The sequence below is a fragment of the Flavivirga eckloniae genome, assembly GCF_002886045.1.
Classification (GTDB): domain Bacteria; phylum Bacteroidota; class Bacteroidia; order Flavobacteriales; family Flavobacteriaceae; genus Flavivirga; species Flavivirga eckloniae.
In genome coordinates this window covers 4,462,846-4,485,924 of sequence record NZ_CP025791.1, presented here as the reverse complement: position 1 = coordinate 4,485,924, position 23,079 = coordinate 4,462,846, and the positions used below count along the sequence as shown (strand labels likewise).

Here is a 23,079-nt window from a genome sequence, read left to right as displayed (position 1 = left end):
TATAGGTTATCACTCTAGCCTCAATTTAAAAATCCACTTGAAACATTAAAGTGTTCAAGTGGATTTTTTGCTATTTAACGTATTCTTGCTTAAGAATTCAAGATGTTCCTCCCTTTTAAAAAGGGAGGTGGATCCCGATGTAATCGGGATTCGGAGGGTTATATTTGTTTGTTATTTTTAATAAAACGCCTCCTTCTTCCTATTTTTATCAAAATCGAAATTCATTTCTCGGCTTTAATTTAAAGAGGAGAGCACTGTGACTGTAAAAAAACAGTTCTGAAACAAGTCTGGGACACACAACGACATAAATTCTCTTATCCATAGAAGATTCACGTTATTTAGAACAAAGGTGTTTATTCAAAAAAAAACTTTTTCTTATAACTAACAAAAGTATTATTCGACTACCTTAAACGAAATGGCTTGACCACCTCCTGGGGCCAGTATCATTTTTATAGAGTCTTTTGAAGACACTTTCTTCGTAACAATTTCGAAAGCTTGTGTATTGGTATCCCAATGAGCATCTTTGGCATCGGCATAAATAGTAGCTTCATATGTTTTCCCATTTGCAAGAAAATCTAAACTAATATCGAGTTCTCTTGGGTTTTCATCAGAGATACTTCCCAAATACCAGTTTTCTGTACCACGCTCTTTTCGCACAACAGTGTAATAATCTCCAATTTTACTGTTTAAAACTATACTTTCAGACCAATTAGTTGGTACATCCTTTATAAAATTAAAAGCTTTATTGCCTTCGTAATTTTCAGGCAAATCTGCAGCCATTTGAATAGGACTAAACATAGTTAAATAATATGCCAATTGCTTACAAGTGGTCGTTCTAACTTGAAATTTTGCATCACTCCAATCTTTATCTGGCAAATCTGTTTTTAAAACCCCTGGTGTAAAATCTATAGGTCCTCCAAGAATTCTAGTAAAAGGCAAGACGACACCATGTTCTGGAGAGTTCCCTGAACTCCAGGCATTATATTCCTGACCTCTTGCTCCCTCTCTGGCCATTAAATTAGGAAATGTACGTTGTTCTCCAGTAAATTTAATAGGCTCGTGGTTTACAATAAGTAATTTGTATTCTGCTGCTTTTTGAACCATCTTTTTATAATGACGCACCATATATTGACCATGGTGATGCTGGCGGTAGGTTTTCTTATCATAATCGTAATTCACATCGCCCGTGTAACCAACTTTAACCGTTTTAATGCCCAAATCGCTACACATCTTGTATAACTCATCCATAGCAGGTTCGTAATGATCAATATCCGAGATCGTTTCGTGATACATCATCATTCTTACTCCTTTTTCTTTACCATATCTACAAACTTCTTCTATATCAAAATCGTCTGTTGATGTTTTCCAATCGAAAATTCCATACCCGGTCCACGAGCCTTCCATATCGTCCCATCCTTTATCCCATCCTTCGATGAGTACATCGGGAATGCCATGCTTTGCAGCAAAATCTATATGGTATTTGGCATTTTTTGTATTAGCGCCATGTGGTCTGTTTATTGGTCTTCCAAACTGTGTTTTTTCTGCCCAGGCAGTTTTTCCAATATGTAATTCCCACCAAATACCAATGTACTTATACGTTTCTATCCAACCGGTATCTTCATAGGCACACGGGGGGTTTAAATTCATAATTAAATCAGATTCAACTAAATCTCCTGCCGACTTGCCAATTTGAACAGTACGCCATGGCGTTTTAAATGGCGTAGAACCTCTAACCAAATCGCCATTTAGCCAAGGGGTTAAATGCGCTTTTAGTTTAGAACCATCCAAAGTATTCAACAAGTTCATACCTGCATAATCTGTTAAATCTGCTTCATGAATACTAACAACCAACGTATTGCTAACCTCAATAGTAGTAGGCGTATTACACATATTTGGTCGTTCCTCTTTATCTGGTCTTCTATAAAATTGAATAGAATCGCCTATTTTACTAATTGGAGAATTATAATAAACCTTTTCATAATTATCGTAATCGGCAAAGTTCCACCAGGCTTTATAATCGTCATTAAAACTGAATTCGGTTAACTCGTCTGTAATAACAAAATCTTTCAGGTTTTCCTGCTCTGGAAAAACATATCTAAAAGCCACCCCATCGTCATACGATCTTGCAATAACATCAATAAGGATGTTGGTTTCTTTTTGTTTTAAATGAAGTATTAACTCATTAAAATGATCAATAACGGTTTCTCGTTGCCCCCAAACAGTTTTCCATTGGGTATTTTGGGAAGACACGCTTGAAGAAACAATTTCAAAATTGTTTTTAAGTGACTGTTCTTTTAATTCGAAACCTAGGGCAGATGATTTTATAAATTGTAAATCTGCATGAGTTACAGAGTAAAATAGCTGACCAGATTCATCCAACGAAAATGATACTGTATTTTCCTTACTCGGAGATAAAACCGTTGTTTCAACTTTTTCGGGTGCTGCACAACTCACCATAAGAGCCAAACAGAAGACACAAAATATTTGCTTCATTTCTTATATATTAAAACTTAATTGTTTCTGCCTTAACCTTCGAATTAAACGGAACCAAGTAAAAAGAATAATTATAAGTTCCTGGAATTATTCTATAGGCCTCATGGGCTTGTGCTCTTTTACTCCAAGTGTCGTCACCACCAACTCCCATTTGTTTTAAATCTATATTAACCGATAGCACATCCCTATCTTTTAACTCATTTATATGGTTAGCTTCTTGAAGATTTTCTATACTATGAGGAATTACACTAAAACTTAACAAACCATCTCCTTTTACCAATACACCTTTTCCTGATTTATTATAAACTTTAAACCAACGTGTTCCTGTATGATTACCATATTCTTGAGGATAAGCATAATCATAACTCATAGTTTGTGCCTCTCCAGAATACAAACCAACCTCGGCACCATAGTTTCTATCCTGATAGTTTGGCTGAGGCCCCTTACCAAAATAAGTCACGTTGCCATATGTATTGGCTATATCGAAGGTCATTCCAACTCTTGACGCGTTGGGTGCACTTTCGTCTATAATAGCATTATAATCTACTTTTACTGCACCATTTCCAAGCACTGTATAAACTAAATCAACTGCTGTTTTAGGATTTTCTATACGGCCTTTTACATTAACAATTACCTTTCCTTTTGCTTCAGAATTTACAGTAGCGTTTTCGACAGTAAATGAGTCTCCTGCCTTCATCCAAACAAGTTCTTCAGACAACTTTAGAACGCTTCTGTAAGCTTCATCATTCTCGGTTTCAGCTCTCCAGAAATTTAATTTTAAAGGCGTTTTTAAAACATCAATACCTTTCGCTTTGTATGAACTAATATATCCTGTAGTTTTATCAATTTTAAGCGTCACGGATTTGTTCGTAACTGTTATAACCGAATCAGTTGAATCTACTGTCAAGGCAGAATTACTGGTAACAGCTTTAGTTTCCGGAACATCATAATCTAATTTAAATTGATCTTGAAAAACCACATAGCCCTTATTTTCCCAAAGTGTGCTCTCCTTTAATTTCCCTTGAATATTGATAAAATACTCACTTCCGGCTTTTAATCTAGGCATTTTAAACTTGATGTTGAGCGCATCTGTTTTATATGGCTTAGTATTTAAAGTTGGTAAAACACCTTTTTGTACAACTATACCATTTTCTGTTAATGTCCACTCTAAACCATATTGAGATAAATCTACGGCATGATGTCTGTTAAGCACTTTAAATTGCCCTTTTAATGCATCTACCACAGAAATAGCAACTGGTTGGTTTACTTTTTTACATTCGTAAATTTCGGGTTTTGGCGTTCTATCTGCCGCTATAATACCATTTAAACAAAAACTTCCAGAGTTAGGTGTATCTCCAAAATCGCCACCATAAGCATAAAACGCCTTCCCGTTTTCATCTTTTTGCAGGATACCTTGATCGATCCAATCCCAAATATAACCTCCTAAGGCTCTATCATTATTATGAATGATATCCCAGTATGCTTTCATATTACCTACAGAGTTCCCCATAGCATGAGCATATTCACACATTAAAACAGGTCTTCCATCAGATTTACTTTTGTCGAGCAAATTTTGCAATTCACTTGGTTGCGGATACATACGACTAATTACATCTACCCAAGGGCGATCTATTGGACTAAAAACATCTGGATTGTAATACGTTCGTTCCTTAACATCTTTAGGGTTTCCTTGTGCTCCTTCATAATGTATATATCGTGTTGGATCGAAATCTTTAATCCAACCAGCCATAGCCGCATGATTAGGCCCTGTACCAGATTCGTTACCTAACGACCACATTACAATACTCGGGTGGTTTTTATCTCTTTCTACCATTCTAATTGCTCTTTCTAAATAGGCGCTCCCCCACTCCGGTACATTTGCTATTTGGCCTCTTACCCCATGAGTTTCCAGATTGGCTTCGTCCATCACATAAATCCCGTACTTATCGCACAAATCGTAGAAATAAGGGTCGTTAGGATAATGAGATGTTCGTACGGCATTAAAATTAAACTGTTTTATTAACTGTACGTCCTTTTCCATATCTTCACGAGAAACCGTTTTACCATTAACCATATTATGGTCATGACGATTCACTCCTATCATTTTAACCGGATTACCATTTACCAGAAACTGTCCGCGCTCATTTATTTCAACCTCTCTAAATCCAACCTTGGTACTAGTATGCTGAATTGCGTTCCCTTTAGCATCCTTAAGCGTAAACAACAGTGTGTATAAATAAGGATCGTCTGAAGACCATTTTCTAGGTGATTTTACTTCCGTTTCAATTAAACCAAAATGTACATTATCCCGCTGTGGGTAAAACTCCCCAAAGTACTTTTTTAGGGGCATAACATTGTCGCTTCCTACTTGATTTCCATCAGCATCGATTAATTGAGTCGATAATGTCCAATCATCAACTGTAGTATTTAAAGGATTACCTCCAAAATGACCTACTTTTTCAACATATTTATCGGCTATATTCGCAATAAATTCAGGTCTTATTTGAAGTAAGGCATTTTCGTAGTTCTCGTCCAGATCTGTACGGATGGCAAAATCTGACAATCTCACTTTAGGTACAGCTTGCAGATAAACCTCGCGCTCTATACCACTCATTCGCCAGTGATCCTGAGCTTCTAAATAACTGCCATCTGACCATCTATAGACCTTAACAGCAACTTTATTACTGCCCTTTTTTATGTGTTTGGTAATGTCAAACTCAGATGGTAATCGTGTATCTTCACTATACCCCACAAACTCGCCATTCACCCAAACATAAAACGCAGAAGACACCCCTCCAAAATGAAGAATGATATCTTTTTCGTTCCAAGATTCATCTACATTAAAGGTTTTAATATAATGACCAACAGGATTATCATGGTGATTTATATATGGAAAATCACTAAAAAAAGGATAGGTTGAATTTGTATAGATAGCTCTTCCATAACCTCTCATTTCCCAGTTAGATGGTACATCTATTGTTTTCCACGTTGATGCATCGAAATTTTCTTCTTGAAAGTCTTTTGAAGCATCTGCTGGTTTTTCTACCCAACTAAATTTCCAATTACCATTTAAAGATTTATAAAATTTTGAATTTTCTCGAATATTTGCTTTTGCTAAAGGTGCACTTTCATAAGAATAAAAAGTTGCTTTCGCCTGCAACTTGTTAATTTGATTCACAATAGGGTTTTCCCAATCGTTTTGTTGTGCGAATACCAAATTAATTGATACGAATAATAACACAAAAAGTGCATTTTTTTTTAAGGTCATAGAATGTTTATTTATTATTTCATTGTAATTTTTACACGTTATAACAGTTTGTAAATCCTGTTCAAGTCTAGCTGATCGTCCATTTCTTTTTGCAATTGCATCAAATCCTTGAATAATGACTTTACTTTTTCTTTATTTTCCGGAACACTTGCTATATCATTCATCTCCTCCGGATCTTTGTTTAGGTCAAATAGAAGCACCTTATCAATTTCTGGGTATACCAATAGTTTAAAACCATCTTTTCTAATCATACGTTGCACATCTAAATAAGCCCCATAAATGGATTTGTAATGGCTTTTATCGGTTTTACCTTTAGCAATATCTAAAAAACTATTAAACTCCACATAATTTGGTTTTTCAACACCTGCAACTTCCAGCGAAGTAGCCATAATATCCTGCAAATATACATCAGAATCCACTTTTTTATCCTTAGGAATATCTGGTCCTATTATAACAAGTGGCGGACGTATACTATGATCAAACAACGATTGTTTCCCCAACAAACCGTGTCTTCCCATGGCTAAGCCATGATCGGATGTTAAAAAGATATAGGTATTATCTATTTTTCCAGACTTTTTTAGAGCGTCAATAATTAAACCTATCTGTTTATCTAAATGCGTAATACTTGCATAGTATTCTTGTTTATGGGTTTTTATAGCATAGGGTGTTCTTGGGAACGGCGCCAAAGCTTCGTCTCTCAAATCATTACCATTTGCTATGCTATGTCTAAATGGGTATTCCGGCAAAAAGCTTTTAGGAAGCGAAATGTTTTCTAACGGATACATATCTACAAACTCTTTCGGAGCTTGTCTAGGATCGTGAGGTGCATTAAATGCTAAATACATAAAAAATGGATCATCATTATTTTTTGCTTCTTCAATAAAGTTTATAGCATCGTCTTTTACAACCTCACTCCAGTGCTTTCCGCCCTCCCAAAAGCCTCCTTTAGATGTATCTGTGGGAGACCAGGTAGTATCATTTTCACTTTTCGGACGATTATAGCCATTAGGCATAATGGCCTCTACGTCTGCATGCGCTACCTTCGACAAAGAATCGAATTTGGCAACCATTTTAAAATGATCCCATGCATCATGGGGCATGCCTGGTCGAACATGAACTACATTGTTAAACAATTTATCTGCTTTAGCATCTACATGCCATTTACCAGTCATATAAGTTTTATAACCTTGAGATTCCAACAACTTGGGCCAGCTTTTTTTAAAACTGCTCGAGTCGTTCTTTACCCAGTTTTGCCTAAACGCGTTGGCCCGCCATACAAACCTTCCAGAAACCAACATGGCTCTGGACGCCGCACAAACTGCTCCGCTCCAAGACCCCATATTATAGGCATGGGTAAATGTTGTACCCTCATGAACCAACTTATCTAAAGACGGTGTAATTATTTCATCATTCCCCAAAGCACTAACAGACGAGTAGGTTTGGTCATCAGTAAAGATAAAGACAATATTGGGCTTAACCGTTTCACTTTCCTTCTTCTTGGTATGGCATGAGTAAAACAAAAACACCAAAACTATCGTATAAAATTTAATCATAGGCTTTACTTAATTTTTAACAAATCAAATATTGCTAAATTAAACGATTTTATCGGGGACAAATGAGCTAATAAACAAAACAAATGTTCAACAATAAAAAACGAATAGATTTCCCGTGCCCTAAATCAAAAAAAGCATTAATTAAATTAAGAATAAACCTACAAAATATTTGCACATATAATATAATATACCTAATTTTTGAACCGGAAAAGCAATAAGTTTTTTTTGCCTTCACCTATCACTTCCCAAGTACAAATTACTACTTACCCTACACCAACCCAAGTATATCAATGAATTAAATCATATGTATTGTGAATTTAAACATATGTTGTTATGTATTAATTAACAAATATTAACATTTGTAACACTAATTTAAATCGGAAATAATATGAATTTTAATTTACAATTTCATTGGCGTAACAAAATAGGCTTTTTTGCTATGTTATGCTTAATGAGTATTAGTATGTCCAACGCTCAATCACAAGCAATAACTGGTCTCGTTACTTCAGAGGGACAACCACTTCCTGGAGTAAGTATTATAATAAAAGGTACTTCTCAGGGAACAGTTTCAGATTTTGACGGAGGATATTCTTTAAGAGCAAGTGCCAATTCTGTTTTGGTATTTAGCTATATTGGCTATGTAACTAAAGAAGTTACAGTTGGAGCCAACACTACGGTTAATGTCTCCTTAGATGAGGATATAGCTAAATTAGACGAAGTAGTTGTTATTGGATATGGTAAACAAAAGCGACTTGAGGTATCTGGATCTGTCGTTTCTGTAAAAGGAGAGGATGTTCAGAAATTTACTTCTAACAACTTCCAGGATGCATTACAAGGTAGAGTTGCAGGTGTAAGTGTTATGGCTGCAGGTGGAGAACCTGGTGGAGAAGCCATTATACAAATTAGAGGTACTAATACGCTATCTTCAAGAAGAAGAGGTAATAGCGGAGAGCCTGATCCTAACCTAAATCTTTTAAATCCAACCGAAAATGGATTAGCTCCTCTTTATATAGTAGATGGTGTTCAATTAGAAACAAATCCTAATTTAAGTTCGAACGACATCGAGAATATAGAAATCCTTAAAGATGCTGCTACAACATCTATTTATGGTACCAGAGGTGCAGCCGGTGTAATAATAATTACAACTAAAAAAGGAGAAGTAGGAAAAGCAAAAATTGACTTTAACTTAACTACGGCTGTTAAAAAAGTTACTTCTGCAATTAATACCGCAAATACGGCAGATGCTTTTTTAATAGACAGAACGGTGCATGATAACAATAGTCCGAACTTGAGATACTTTTCTATTTTAGATAGAAATAAAGATGCTTTAGATTACGATACAGATTGGCAAGATTTTGTGATTAACGATTTCGCCCAATCCCTTAACGCTAATTTAAGAGTTTCTGGTGGCAATAAAGATATTAACTATAATGTAACGTTAGATAATTATCAAGAAGACGGTGTATACAAAAAATCAAACCTAAACAGAACCAACTTAAGAACAAATGCTACCTTGAAAAAAGGCAAATTCTCTCTTAACGTTGGTACGAACATTTCAGCAGGGAAAAGAAGGTTAGCCCCTTGGGGATTATTATACGATGCGATTCGATTAGCTCCGTTCAACAGACCTTTTGATATTGGATCTGGGTCTATTAACACCCCAGAAGGTGCTGTACAACCTGATGGAGGCGTATTTACTTCTACCAATAATGTTGTTGGGGATTTAGCCAGAAAGTTTTCTGCAGATAACCAAAGAAAAGAATTCAATCTTGGTGCTAATGTTACTTTAGAATACAAGCTTTTCGAGTCTTTAAGAGCAAGAACAACCTTATCTGGTTTTAGAGCGAATACAGAATCTTTCTTCTATACACCAAGACAAGAAATAAGAAGTCAGGAAACTGGTGAATTAACCCAAGATCCTCGTCCTGCAGATTTAACGAACTACAACACGACATATCAAGTGTTCAATAGAGATTTCATCTTAGATTACGATCAATATTTTGGAAATCACAGAATTGCTTTACTTTTAGGAGCAGAAAGCAGAGAGCTATTATGGGAAGAGTTTAGAATAAGCGGTAATACATTCGTTAGCCCAGAACAAAGAACAATTACCAGTGCAGAAAATATTTCTAGACGTGAATCTACAAAAAACCCAAGTAGTACCAATAGTTATTTTTCGAGACTTAAATATGAGTATGGCGGTAAATATTTCTTACTTGCGAATGTTAGAAGAAATGGAACATCAAAATTTATAAACAATAAAATTGGTTATTTTGGAGGAGTTTCCGGTGCTTGGATAGTAAGCAAAGAAGGCTTTTTCAAAAATGCAAATTTCTTATCTGCAGTATCAAATTTAAAGCTTAGAGCTAGTTGGGGTACAGTGGGTAACGACAGAATCCCAGATTTCAATTTCCAATCCAGATTACTAAGTAATGCCAATCCTGTATTTGGAGGAGGTCCTCAATTTGGTGCGGCAAGATTAGATCTTGGTAACTCAAACCTTAAATGGGAAACTACAGAAAGTATAAACTACGGTGTAGATTTAGGTCTTTTTAAAGGTGCCTTAACGATTACTGCAGATTACTATACTGCTAAGAAAAAAGACCTATTATTCCAACTACCAACAGTACCTTCTGCCGGTGTTCAGGAAAGACCAATTGGTTTAAATATTGCATCATTAACCAACGAAGGTCTTGAATTGTCTCTTGGTTACAGAAATAACTCTAAAGCTGTTAAGTGGTCGGTTGCAGCCACATATACTAAAAACACAAATACAGTAGACAAGTTAACAGGAACTTCTACAGACGTTATTCAAGGAGGATTCCCTCTAAGAGCCAACAACAATGTTATACAAACTCCAGTTACATTTATTAGACCTGGATATAGCGCAGGTGCCTTCTTTTTAATTCCTACTGATGGAGTTATTAAAAATCAAGAAGAATTAGATGCATACGATGCTTTAGTTTCTGAAAGGTTAGGAAGAGGAAATCAAATAGGTGATTTAAGATATAAAGACAAAATTACCGAAGATTTACTAATGCCTCAACTTGATGCTAATGGAAATCCGGAAATTGATGCAGATGGTAATGTTATTATGGTAGCAGGGCAAGATGGTATCTTAGATAGCGGTGATGGTATAATTAACGATGATGACAGAATCTTTATGGGGAATAACTTACCAGATTTCGAAGCTGGTTTTAACTTGAATCTCAATTACAAAAATTTAGATTTTACGATGCAATGGTTTGGAATGTTTGGACACAAAGTGTTTAACGGACCTAAAAATTTAACCTATGCACATGGTACGCACAAAGATATTGCTTATCAGCATTCTGCATTAAATCCAAACTCTAGCATTCCTGCAAGAAGACAAAATGGAACTCAAGATCCTAATTATAGTTCTGCTTCAGATTTATTTTTAGAAGACGGAGATTTTGTTAGATTACGTAATATACAGTTAGGTTATTCATTGCCTTTAGATAAAATGAAGGACATAGGGTTACAAAAAATTCGTATCTTCATATCTGCTCAAAACTTGTTAACTATAACAGACTACAGTGGTTACGATCCAGAAATTGGTGGTGATGGTTTGGCTACTAGAGGTGTTGATACAGGACTTCAGCCAGTCACTGCACAAGGTATAATTGGATTACAAATTGGGTTTTAAAAAAATGATTATGAAAAAATTGAAATTAATTACATTAACTATTGCATGCATAACATCTTTTTATTCATGCGATGAAACAGAATTTTTAACCGCCGAAAACATTAACTCTCCTGATGCTAATAAATTCGTTGTAGACAGAAATACTGCTGAATCTACAATATTTGGAATTTACTCAGGATTACAGTTTAATGGTGTGTGCGGAGGTACTGCAGCAAATACTTTTGAAGCTATGAGTGTTACTTCAAAAGCACCTCACTATGATTTAAATGGTGGCACAGGAGCTTTAAATAGTCTTACTTTTAGTTCAGATGGTGGGGTTGTATTAAATTCCTTTAGAGACCTATATCAGTTAATAGACCGTTCTAATGTGAGTATTTCTTCTATTGAAGTTTTAGAACCAGGAATAATTAGAGAAGATATAAAGCTTACTTTATTAGGTGAAGCGCGCTTTTTAAGAGCTCTTGGGTATTTCTGGTTGGTAAACACTTACGAGCCTGGAAAATTACCATTAATAACAGAGCCTGCTACGACATTAACAAGTACTCAGGACAATGCTCGTAATATAAAAACCACTGCAGAGATATATGCTCAAATAGAAGAAGATTTACTTTATGCGCAAAAGTATTTACCTTATAATACAGGAGATAGAACGATTAATGAAGAGGGTACAGAATATATAGTACGCGAATGGACTGAAACATATAAAGGGCGTGCTACCTGGGGTGCTGCTACAGCTTATCTTGGAAAAGCATACTTATACCAAGGTATGAACGATAAAGCTGTTACTGAATTTCAAAAAATTGTTGCAGGAGAAGGCAGTGGTCAATACGCACTGGTAGATAATTTTGGAGACAACTCAAACATAGATGGCGAGTGGAACCAAGAATCTATTTTTGAGGTAGGTTTTTCCCAACAACCACAAGTTACCGCTGGAAACTTTGGAGGTGGTGAAGGATCTACTCTTAACGAAACCACTACAAGAGGATATCTTTTCAACTGGCAAAAAGGTGGATGGGGAATTACGCACAGCTCTAACTTTATTACAGAATTATTTAAAAGTGATATTGTAGACGAAAACAACCCTAAAAACTATAAAGACGGTGATATTAATAATAAAGCCCCGGAAAACTTTGCTGGTTTTTCTACAAGATGTAATGCTACTATAGCGTTTACAGCAGATGGGGCTCAATACTATGATCTTGACCTTACTCCAGGAGCTGATGTTCTTGGGTGGACAACATCACAGTCTAGAATTAAAAAATTCACCAACTGGAATTTAGACAGAGAACCTGCTCAAGCTGTATCTGAAATTAATGAACGATTAATGAGATTAGCAGACGTATACCTTATGTATGCAGAAGCCTTATTGAAAGATAGAGGTGATGCCGGTGTTGCAGAAGCTGTTGAATACATAAATAGAGTAAGAAGTCGTGCAGGGGTAATAGATCTAGAAACACTTTTTGGTACAGACAGAACCTATCTTGCAGGTCCACGAAACTCCAATGCAGTAACTAATACGACATTACCAGGAGTAATACTTGGAACAAGAGCCTTAAACGCTCAAAATATTCTAACACACCTTTATAATGAAGAACGTATATTAGAATTTGCATTTGAAGGTAGAGGTATTACATGGCAAGACACGAACAGAAGATCCGATACTGGCGACTGGATTAATTTCCTTAATGATATTGAGTATAATACTAATGGTATCGTAGGAGAATTTGATGAAGCAGCTAAGAAATTAGCAGCTAATCCACAGGCTGGTTACTTCCCAATTCCTGCAATTGAAGTATTAGGAAGCTCATCTAACTAATTAAAAACGCAAAAACATGATCTTAAAAAACATAAAATTTTACATTGCTACTCTTTGCACATTAATCATACTTTCGTGCACAACAAGAGACGACAGTTTTACACCTCCAGAAGGAACGGTTCCGGTAGCTTTTATAATCACTAGTATAATTGAAGCTAATAATGATAGAGATTTAATAACCCGAGAAGGTTTTGACGTAGAATTCCTTGATGCTTCCATAGGAACCAGCGATGATAGACAATGGGAATTCCCAGAAGGTTCTTATGAGATTGTTTCAGGAGGGTTGGATACTAAAAAAATAAAAGTGAAATTTTTATCTTCAGGAGACAAAGAAGTTAAATTGAATAAAAACTCGGCAGAAACTGCTACAGTAACCATTACAGTTTTAGAAGGAGCATCAGCTACGTTCTCCCTTGCACCGGTAGACCCGGACGTGCCTGGATTTAGTTTCGATCAAACTACCGGTACGCTTACTGTAGAATCGGGAACAGAAGTACAATTCACTTCTAATGTAACTGGTGGTTTAAGCAATTTTAACTGGAAATTTCCTGGTCAAAGTCCTTCCTTTAGTGAAGAAGCAAATCCTATTATAACATTCTTAAAACTTGGTGAATCTAACTGGAACTTCAGGGTAACATCGGCTGTTCCTTTTGGAGATATTAGAATACCATTCTATGAAGTAGATGCTGAGGAAACATTTTTAAAGGTTATAGTAACCCCTTCATCAAAACCATTTGTTGTAGCAGTATCTGAAGCTAATGAATTGGAAGATGAAACTATACAGATACCATTTAATGGTGAATTTTCTCCTTTTAGTTCTCAAGAATCACATTTCTCTGTTATGTTAAATGGCACAACGCCACTAGGCATAGAATCTGTTAGCTTAAACAGTGAAGATGCTACTATTTTGGAAATAAAATTATCTGAACCAATTTACAGACCAGATGTTTTAACGGTCTCTTATGACGGTAACGGTACGCTACAATCTAAAGATACGCGTAGTCCTGTAGCTTTTACAGATTTACCTGTGGCAATGCATAATGTGAGTTCCGTACCAATGGCTTCTGCCGATATATTTGATTTCGAAGGGATTAATGCACCCGCTGCATGGACTGTAAGGCATGATAACGTTGGTGGAGCTGTAGAAATTTCGAATGACAGAGCCACTAGCGGTAGCTCAAGTTTAAAAATTACAGGAAGTGGCGGTACCGTAAGATTTGTCTGCAGCGAAAACATAGATGTTCCAGCAGGTGAATATATAATCACTTTTGATTTATTTATAGAAGCTGGAGGTACTTATGGTGAAATTTGGCCAACTATAGGTAACCCATGGTTCCAACAATGGAGAGACGCACGTGCAGCTGCCATTCCAAGAGGTGAATGGGTAGAAGTTTCTACTACAGCCGATATAATATACGGTAGCACAACAACACTTGCGCAAATTGCTGTAAGACTTGAAGGTGGTACAGGTGTAGTCTACATGGATAACTGGAAACTCCTTACCAAAGAAGTAAGACCGTAATTAAATCGCTTTTCAGATTTAATATAATAACGAATAAGGATCTGTTTGCAATTCAAACAGATCCTTATTTATTTTATACTCAATACCTATAATATAGTTAACTTTTTAGCTATATTAACGTCCGTTTAGACGTATTCTACCCCAAAAAACAAAACTAATCAACTAAAATACAAATAGTTGATTAACATTCGAACAAATCGAAACATGAACTACAGGACCTCTCAACATAATGAGATGCCTCTTCGTCCCTAGTTCGGAACAACAAGGCCTCTTCATTATAGTGTTTATTATCAATTTATAACAAATCTAACCATAGATTAAATAAAATTTGGGTAATGAAAAATAGAAAGGCATTTTTTTCTCTATTATTTACATCTATACTATACTTTACTTGTATAAGTTCAATACAAGCACAAACTTTTCAACGAATTGAAAATATCGTTGGCTTAGGAAGTTTAAACGAAAACAATGGTGTTGCAGTTGCAGACTATGATGGCGATTTAGATCTAGATATATTTATTGTAGCTAAAGCTAAAGACTTGGACACAAAACAAAATACAAAAAGCAAGCTTTACAGAAATAACAGTGATGGAACGTTTTCTGATGTTACAGAAGCCTCCGGACTTGTAAATTTACTTTCACCAGACGGCACATTTTCACAAAACGGTGCTGCAGATGGTTTTAAATATGGGGTATCCTGGGGAGATTATGATAATGATGGCTTTCCAGATATCTTTTTTACTCATGCCAAAAAAGTACAACTATTCCACAATGAAGGTAATGGAACATTCATTGATGTAACCGAGACCGCAGGAATCGAGGTGTTTAATGGTTGTTTAAATATAGGCGCCACATGGTTCGATGCTAATAATGATGGCTTTCTGGATTTATATATATGCGACTGGGGAGCATGTAATTCCAACACGTTTTATATAAATAAAGGTGATGGAACATTCGAAAATGCCACATCTTCTTTTTTTGGAAATATTCCAAGTAAAAGTTCCTTTATGTCTATTCCCTTCGATTTTAATAGTGATGGTTGGATGGATTTATATGTTAGTCAAGACTTTACCGAACCAAATGACCTTTTTATTAACCTTGGAGGCAATACGTTTAGCGATCAAGCTTCTCAATATGGTCTCGACAGTAAACATGATGATATGGGTATGGCTATTGGCGATTACAATAATGATGGCTTTTTTGATTTTTATATAGCAACTATTAAAACCAATGCCCTATTAACCAATAAAGGTGATAACACTTTTGAAGATTTGGCTTTACAAAATAGTGTTGTAGACACAGGATGGTCATGGGGACCTATTTTCGCAGACTTTGATTTGGACGGCGATGAAGATATTTTTATTACTAACGGATTTAAGAGTGGTATTCCCGCACAACAACAAAACTACTATTTTAAAAATTTATATGTTGAAGGCGGTAATACGTTCCAAGATTTTTCTGCGCAACTTAACCTTAATGATGCTTCCACTAGCGCAACTCCTGTTGCTTTTGATTACGACAACGATGGGGACTTAGATTTATTTGTTACCAATAGTGATAAAGAATCCCATTTTTACGAAAACAAAAGTATTAATTCCCAATCTGGTGAAGATTTAAAATGGTTTAAAGTTGCCTTGCGTGGTACAACTTCAAATAGGGATGCCATAGGTGCGATAGTATCCTTAAAAACAGACAATGGAGTAATACATCGCCATAACTCCTCAATTAATTATTTATCGCAAAGCCTAAAACCCATGCATTTTGGTTTGGGAACCGCTTCCGAAATTCAAGAAATCACAATTAAATGGCCTTCCGGATTAGTCGAAAACCATTCAGGTTTTCAAATCAATGATGCTATACTTTTTATAGAAGGTAGTGGGTTTAGCGACTATAACATCCCTCAAGTAAACAAAAAAATGGGCTGCACAGACCCTAATTCCTGTACATACGATCCAGAAGCAATTGATGATGATGGTTCTTGCGAATATCTTGCCTCAAACGAAATCGTAGGAAATACAAATTCAGGAGTTCTAAAAACAGAATCTTACGCATATACACCAACATCCGAAAATAGTAGTCTTAATTGGAATATTACCGGAGGAGAAATAATAGAAGGACATGGAACCAATTCCATATCTGTAAAATGGGGAATTACGAAAACAGGAACCATATCTGTAAGAGAAACAGGAACTGAATGTTCTAATGAGCTGGTTATTTTACAGGTTAGCCTGTCTGTATCATCACTTTCAAACGAACATTCCATTGCTCGCATATGGAATGAAGCACTATTAATGGCAATACGGGGTGATTACGCCAGACCTACGGTACATGCAAGAAACTTATTTCATACTAGTGTGGCGCTATACGATTCATGGGCCTTGTTCGATAACAATTCAGAAACATACTTAATAGGTAAAACATTGCATGATTTTAATAGTAAATATGTGAGATTTATGCCAAATGAAAATGTCGTCGATGCCAGAGCTAAAGCAATGAGTTATGCTGCATACCGCTTGTTGTCGCATAGATTTAAAAACTCTCCAAGCCATGAGGAATCTCAAGAGTTGTTCGATTTTATAATGAATCAATTGGATTATAGCCTAACAGCAGACTCCATAGATTATTCAGACGGAAATGCTGCTTCCTTAGGTAATTTTATAGCAAAAACAATTATAGATTATGGTAATACAGATGGTTCTCGAGAATTAAATGGTTACAATAATGCCTTTTACGAACCAGTAAACAACTCTTTATTCCCTACTAAGTCAGGAAACCCAAGCCTAACAAATCCCAATCGTTGGCAACCCTTAAGCTTAAACGAGTTTATTGACCAAAGCGGTAACCCGATTCCAGGATCGACACCAGCCTTTTTAAGCCCCGAGTGGGGTGCCGTAAACCCCTTTTCTCTTGATGATGATGTAAAAGATACGTTTAACAGAAATAACAATGACTACTTTGTATACCACGACCCCAGCCCTCCCCCCTATTTAGACTTAAACAATGAGACTTCCTCCAGCGAATCCTATAAATGGGGGTTTTCTTTAGTATCTATTTGGGGGTCACACCTGGATCCAAACGACAATGTGCTTTGGGACATTTCCCCAAAATCCATTGGCAATATCGATATTGCTAATTTTCCGGAGCATTTTTCAAATCACCCCGATTTTTACAAATTAATTGAAGGAGGTGATATTGGCAATGGACACGATACAAATCCATATACCAATGCTCCCTACGAAGAACAATTAGTACCCAGAGGCGATTACGCCAGAGTGCTTGCGGAATTTTGGGCCGATGGTCCCGATTCTGAAACACCACCAGGACATTGGTTTACTTTACTTAATTATGTGAGCGACCACAAATTACTAGAAAAGAAATTAGGAGGAGAAGGTAATGTTTTAGATCCTCTGGAATGGGATGTAAAGTCCTATTTTCTTCTGGGTGGAACCATGCATGATGCCGCCATATCGGCTTGGAGTATAAAAGGATGGTACGATTATATTCGACCTATTTCTGCAATTCGTTATATGGCAGATTTAGGACAAAGCTCAGACATGTCTCTAGATAATTATAATGTTGCAGGTATTCCTCTAAAAGAAGATTTAATAGAAGTTGTAAACGCCGGTGATGCACTTGAAGGCAGAAATGGAGAAAACATAGGGAAAATTAAATTATATACCTGGAAAGGTCCTGATTATATAAACAATCCAGATACAGATAATGCCGGTGTAGGATGGATTTTGGCAGAGAATTGGTGGCCATATCAACGCCCCAGTTTTGTAACCCCTCCTTTTGCAGGTTATGTATCGGGGCATTCCACGTATTCCAGAGCAGCTGCAGAAGTCATGACTTTACTAACCGGAAGCGAATATTTCCCAGGCGGTTATGGTGAGTTTATTGCACGAAAAAATGAGTTTTTGGTTTTCGAAGAAGGTCCAAGTGTTGATGTAAAATTACAATGGGCTACCTATAGAGATGCTTCAGATCAATGCAGTTTATCCAGAATATGGGGTGGCATCCATCCGCCTGCAGATGATATCCCAGGACGATTAATAGGAGCCCAGATAGGAGTTAAAGCATTTAATTTTGGAGTAAAATATTTCCAAAAACAAACTAAACAGGAAACGAACACCTCAACCTATCTCGCTTATCCAAATCCAATAGACTCAAATGGAGTTTTATATGTTACCAATACATTAGAAACAGATCTCTTTGAATTAGTAGATATGAAAGGGAGTATTATTCCTTTAAAAGGGAAAGTATTTGATTCTGACACAAAAAAGACGAAGCTAAACCACCTAAACACCTTATCATCTGGTGTTTATGTTCTTAAAATTAATAACCAAACAAGAATGCTTATAAAAAAGTAGACGTTTTATAATTAATCCATAAAACTTTAAAAAAGCATAAAAACTCTCTCATTATGTTAAAATATACAACTATACTATTATTAGTAATTCTCGCTGTAAGCTGTTCTAAGCAAAAAACCGAGCCCATTTCTAATGATTCATTATTTTCATTAATTAAAAGTGAAAAGACCAACATTACTTTTAATAATCGTATCTCAGAAAATATGAATAACTTCTTTGGAGTATATAATTATGCTTACAACGGAGGTGGCGTTGCTGTTGGCGACATCAATAACGATGGCCTGCCAGATATTTACTTTACAGGAAACCAGGTAGAAGATCATCTATACATAAACAAAGGAAATTTCACCTTCGAAAATATCACAAAAAAATCTGGTATAGCAAGTAAAAAATCTTGGCACAATGGTGTAGTTATGGCAGATGTTAATGCAGATGGCTTATTAGATATCTATATATGCAAAGGAGGTTGGAATGAGCCCGAAGATTTAAGGGGAAATTTGCTTTATATCAATCAGGGAGATAACACATTTAAAGAAGAAGCTGAAGCCTATGGGCTCGCTGACAAAGGGTTCTCTATGATGGCTACATTTTTCGATGTAGATAATGATAACGACCTCGATATGTATTTAATAAACAGACCCAAAGACTTTTTCTTATCGTATGAACAATACATCAATTTAAAAAATCAGAATAACGACAATTACCGGGATAAACTATACATCAACAACAACGGAAAGTTTGTAAACAGTTCAAAAGAAAAAGGTATAGAAGATAATTTAGGGTATGGTTTAGGATTAGCAGTTTCCGATATTAATAATGATGGTTATAAAGACATTTTTGTATCAAACGATTTTTATGAACACGATTATATGTACATCAATAACAAAGGAGAAACCCTTAAAAATGAAGTAAAAACGAGAACAAATCATGTTGCTTTTTACGGTATGGGAGTAGATATTGTTGATATAAACAACGACGGTTTAGAGGATATTATCGAACTCGACATGTCGCCGGAAAACTATGTGAGATCAAAGACCAACATGGCTACAATGAATGTAGAAGAATATAATTTTTATCTCGATCAGGGGCTTCATAATCAATATATGCACAATGTGCTGCTCCTTAATCAAGGGAATGGTTTTTTTAGCGATATCTCACAGCTATCTGGCATTTCGAAAACAGATTGGAGCTGGTCTTGTTTGGGCAGTGACTTTGATAACGATGGGTATAAAGATATTTTTGTAACCAATGGCTATAAAAGGGATATCTGGAATCGTGATGCCTCCATAAAATATAAAGAGTATACTCAAAAAGGCGTTAATCCCAACATTTCCAAAGATCAAATTATTCAGGAGATTGTTGATTTTTTCCCTTCAAACAAACTAAAAAACTACATTTTTAAAAACAAAAGGAACTATAAATTTGAAAACACATCAAAAAAATGGGGTATCGACACACCCAGTTTCTCCAATGGAGCTGCATATGCCGATTTAGATAATGATGGCGATTTAGATTTAATCATCAATAATATAGACGACCAGGCCTTTATTTATAAAAACAATTCCGAAAACACATCAAACAACTACCTAAGAATAAAATTCAAAGGATCAAAAAACAATTCATTTGGTCTGGGGAATAAGATTACCCTTTTCTATAACGACAGTATACAATATCAAGAGTTTAAAACCGTAAGAGGCTATTTGTCATCTGTAGAACCAATTGCCCATTTTGGATTAGGAAAGACGCAACAGATTGACAGCATTCAAATTCTTTGGCCAGACGGTAAGGAACATATATTAAACAACATTACCATTAACCAACTGCTTACAATTAACTACACCGATGCAAAAAAAGCAGAAAACAATACCCTCCCTGTCTCTCCAATACTAACCGAAGTTACTTCTGAAATGTTTGAGCAACCATTTGTTCATAAAGAGAATATTTATGACGATTTTAAAGATCAAATACTTATACCACACAAATTATCCCAAAACGGTCCTTGTTTAGCTGTTGGAGATATTAATAGTGATGGTTTAGAAGATTTTTATGTGGGCGGTGCCGGAAATCAATCCGGACAAACCTATATTCAAACAGTCAACGGAAAATTCAAAGTAAAAAAACAACCTGCTTTTAAAAACGACTCCAGACATGAAGATGTAGGCGCTACATTTTTTGATGCAGATGGAGACAATGACTTAGATTTATACGTTGTAAGCGGTGGCAATGAATTTGAAATACACGACCCTATCCTACAAGATCGATTATACATAAACAACGGTAAAGGTCAATTTAATAAATCTAATAACCTTCCAGAATTAAACGAAAGCGGTTCTGCTGTAGTTCCTTTAGATTTTGATGCCGACGGCGATTTAGATTTATTCGTTGGTGGACGTTTAATCCCAAAGACCTACCCATATGCACCTAAAAGCTTTTTATTGGAAAACAAAGAAGGTAAATTTACAGATGTTACCAATACCATAGCACCAGAACTATCTAACATTGGCATGGTAACTTCGGCGGTTTGGAGTGATATAGATGGGAACCAAACCAACGAGCTAATTTTAGTTGGTGAATGGATGCCAATCACCATTTTTAAACTGGAAAACAAAATTTTCAAAAATGTCACCAACCAATACGGATTAGAAAACACAAATGGTTGGTGGAATAAAATTGTAGCATCAGACATAGATAAAGATGGAGATACCGATTTTGTAGTTGGTAATTTAGGTTTAAACTATAAGTTTAGTGCAAGCAAGGAAAAACCTTTTATTGTATATGCAAACGATTTTGACCAAAATGGCACAAACGATATATTTTTAGCAAAGCATTACAAGGATAGAGAAGTTCCAATTAGAGGTAAACAATGTACCTCACAGCAAATGCCAAGAATAGGAGAAAAATATAAGACATATCAGGAGTTTGCTAAAGCAGATATTTCGCAAATAATTGGAGATGTAAACAATAAAGCCTTAAAATACGAAGCTAAAGAATTTGCAAGCATTATTTTAAAAAACAAAAGCGGCAAATTAACTATAGAAAAGTTACCCATTCAAGCCCAATTTTCTGTAATTAATGGTATTACAGTAGAAGATTTTAATCAAGACGGGATAAACGATATACTAATTGCAGGAAACAAATTTGAAGTAGAAGTTGAAACAACCAGAGCAGATGCATCTGTCGGGCTATTAATGCTTGGCACAAAAACAGGAACATTTAAATCCTTAAATTATCTGGAAAGTGGTTTTTTTGCACCATATAACGTTAAAGATATTCAGAAAATAAAACTTCCAAATAGCAAAACTGCTATTCTCACTGCTATTAACAACAATACAACAAAAATTTTCTCAACCAATTAACGAAAGATTATACTTACAATAAAAATTAGTATTTATTAGTAAAAAAACATATGTTCTACTAAATGAATCATTTATACAGCAATTTCACTAATACATTTTTTAATATTGGGTAACTTAAATTAACTCTTAAATAAATTACATGATGAAAAAATTACTTTTTTTAACTGCTTTTTTAGCAGCAGCTATTTCTTTTGCTCAAGACGCCCTATCTTGGAATGGTAATACATTTGACACAGGAACTTCGTTAACAATTCCTATTACTTATACTTCAGATGCAGTTATCCCTGGTGGTTCAATTACTGTAGAATTATGGGTTCAACAAAATGCGGCACCATGGGGTCAACAATGGAAAAAAGCCGTAACACACGGAGCAGATTTACCAGCCGGAACAGATTTATCAGCAGATATAATTATGGACGCAGCTGGTGCTGTTGCAAATGTTCTTAACGGTTCTAATTTCAAAACAACTACTGAAATGCAAGCATCAGAACTTTTTGGTGTAGGGGAAGATGCTGGAGGGTATCGCCTAAGAATTTCAAACTCTGACTCTGGCTTTACCGCTACTTTACCTGCTCAAAATTATATTACTATTAATGGTACATTATCAGCAGATGACATTGGTATTCAAAAAATCTCTGTTTCGCCTAACCCCACAGCAAGTACAATTACCATTTCAACAAGAAACAACGATATTAAATCTGCCAAAGTATTTGACGTAGCAGGAAAAGAAGTTAAAAGCTTTAATCAGCTTACTAATATGGATGTTTCAAGTTTAGCAAGAGGATTATACTTTTTAAGAACAAATACAGGAAGCGTTTCCAAGTTCATTAAAAACTAGCCCTCAAAATCAACACCCTACCTAAGGAGCTTGCAACTTGTTGCAAGCTTTTTTTGTACAACATTTTCTCTCAAAATAAAACATATGTGGTAACATCTATTAAATATGTTATAACGCTTATCAAATAAATACCCGATATTTATACTAATAAATTCACACTTGAAAATGACCAATAATCGAATACCTCGTCTTGTCT

Annotated in this window: 9 protein-coding genes; 6 read left to right on the top strand and 3 right to left on the bottom strand. The window is 35.6% G+C overall.

The window, feature by feature from the left end:
• Positions 1-393: 393 nt before the first annotated feature.
• Genes C1H87_RS18490 through C1H87_RS18480 form a run of 3 tightly spaced genes read right to left on the bottom strand, consistent with a single transcriptional unit; the run spans position 394 to position 7,314 of the window.
• Positions 394-2,493: a glycoside hydrolase family 97 protein gene (locus tag C1H87_RS18490; protein ID WP_102757238.1), complete on the bottom strand. Its 2,100-nt coding sequence runs from the start codon at positions 2,491-2,493 to the stop codon at positions 394-396.
• A 10-nt stretch (positions 2,494-2,503) separates the two neighbouring features.
• A complete protein-coding gene (locus C1H87_RS18485) occupies positions 2,504-5,761 on the bottom strand; it encodes a glycoside hydrolase family 2 TIM barrel-domain containing protein (RefSeq protein WP_102757237.1) in 3,258 nt (1,085 codons plus the stop codon).
• A 38-nt stretch (positions 5,762-5,799) separates the two neighbouring features.
• Positions 5,800-7,314, bottom strand: coding sequence for a sulfatase-like hydrolase/transferase (locus tag C1H87_RS18480; RefSeq protein ID WP_102757236.1), 1,515 nt, complete (start codon positions 7,312-7,314; stop codon positions 5,800-5,802).
• A 388-nt stretch (positions 7,315-7,702) separates the two neighbouring features.
• Here C1H87_RS18480 and C1H87_RS18475 point away from each other — a divergent pair, with 388 nt between their 5' ends.
• The 6 genes from C1H87_RS18475 (at position 7,703) to C1H87_RS18450 (ending at position 22,883) form a co-directional block, all read left to right on the top strand.
• Positions 7,703-10,981, top strand: a complete 3,279-nt coding sequence (locus C1H87_RS18475) for a SusC/RagA family TonB-linked outer membrane protein (protein WP_102757235.1) — start codon at positions 7,703-7,705, stop codon at positions 10,979-10,981.
• Between the two features lie 10 nt (positions 10,982-10,991).
• Positions 10,992-12,797 carry a RagB/SusD family nutrient uptake outer membrane protein gene (locus C1H87_RS18470; RefSeq protein WP_158655271.1) on the top strand — a complete coding sequence of 602 codons (1,806 nt, stop codon included), beginning with the start codon at positions 10,992-10,994 and terminating at the stop codon, positions 12,795-12,797.
• Positions 12,798-12,813: 16 nt separating this feature from the next.
• The gene (locus C1H87_RS18465) at positions 12,814-14,319 is read left to right on the top strand and encodes a hypothetical protein (RefSeq protein WP_102757233.1); all 1,506 of its coding nucleotides are present in this window, start codon (positions 12,814-12,816) and stop codon (positions 14,317-14,319) included.
• Positions 14,320-14,654: 335 nt separating this feature from the next.
• On the top strand, positions 14,655-18,689 hold the full coding sequence (locus tag C1H87_RS18460) for an FG-GAP-like repeat-containing protein (RefSeq protein WP_102757232.1): 4,035 nt from the start codon (positions 14,655-14,657) through the stop codon (positions 18,687-18,689).
• Positions 18,690-18,742: 53 nt separating this feature from the next.
• Positions 18,743-22,045 (top strand): VCBS repeat-containing protein, encoded by a 3,303-nt coding sequence (locus C1H87_RS18455; RefSeq protein ID WP_102757231.1) that lies wholly within the window; start codon positions 18,743-18,745, stop codon positions 22,043-22,045.
• A 139-nt stretch (positions 22,046-22,184) separates the two neighbouring features.
• Positions 22,185-22,883, top strand: coding sequence for a T9SS type A sorting domain-containing protein (locus tag C1H87_RS18450; RefSeq protein WP_102757230.1), 699 nt, complete (start codon positions 22,185-22,187; stop codon positions 22,881-22,883).
• The last annotated feature ends 196 nt before the right edge of the window (positions 22,884-23,079 follow it).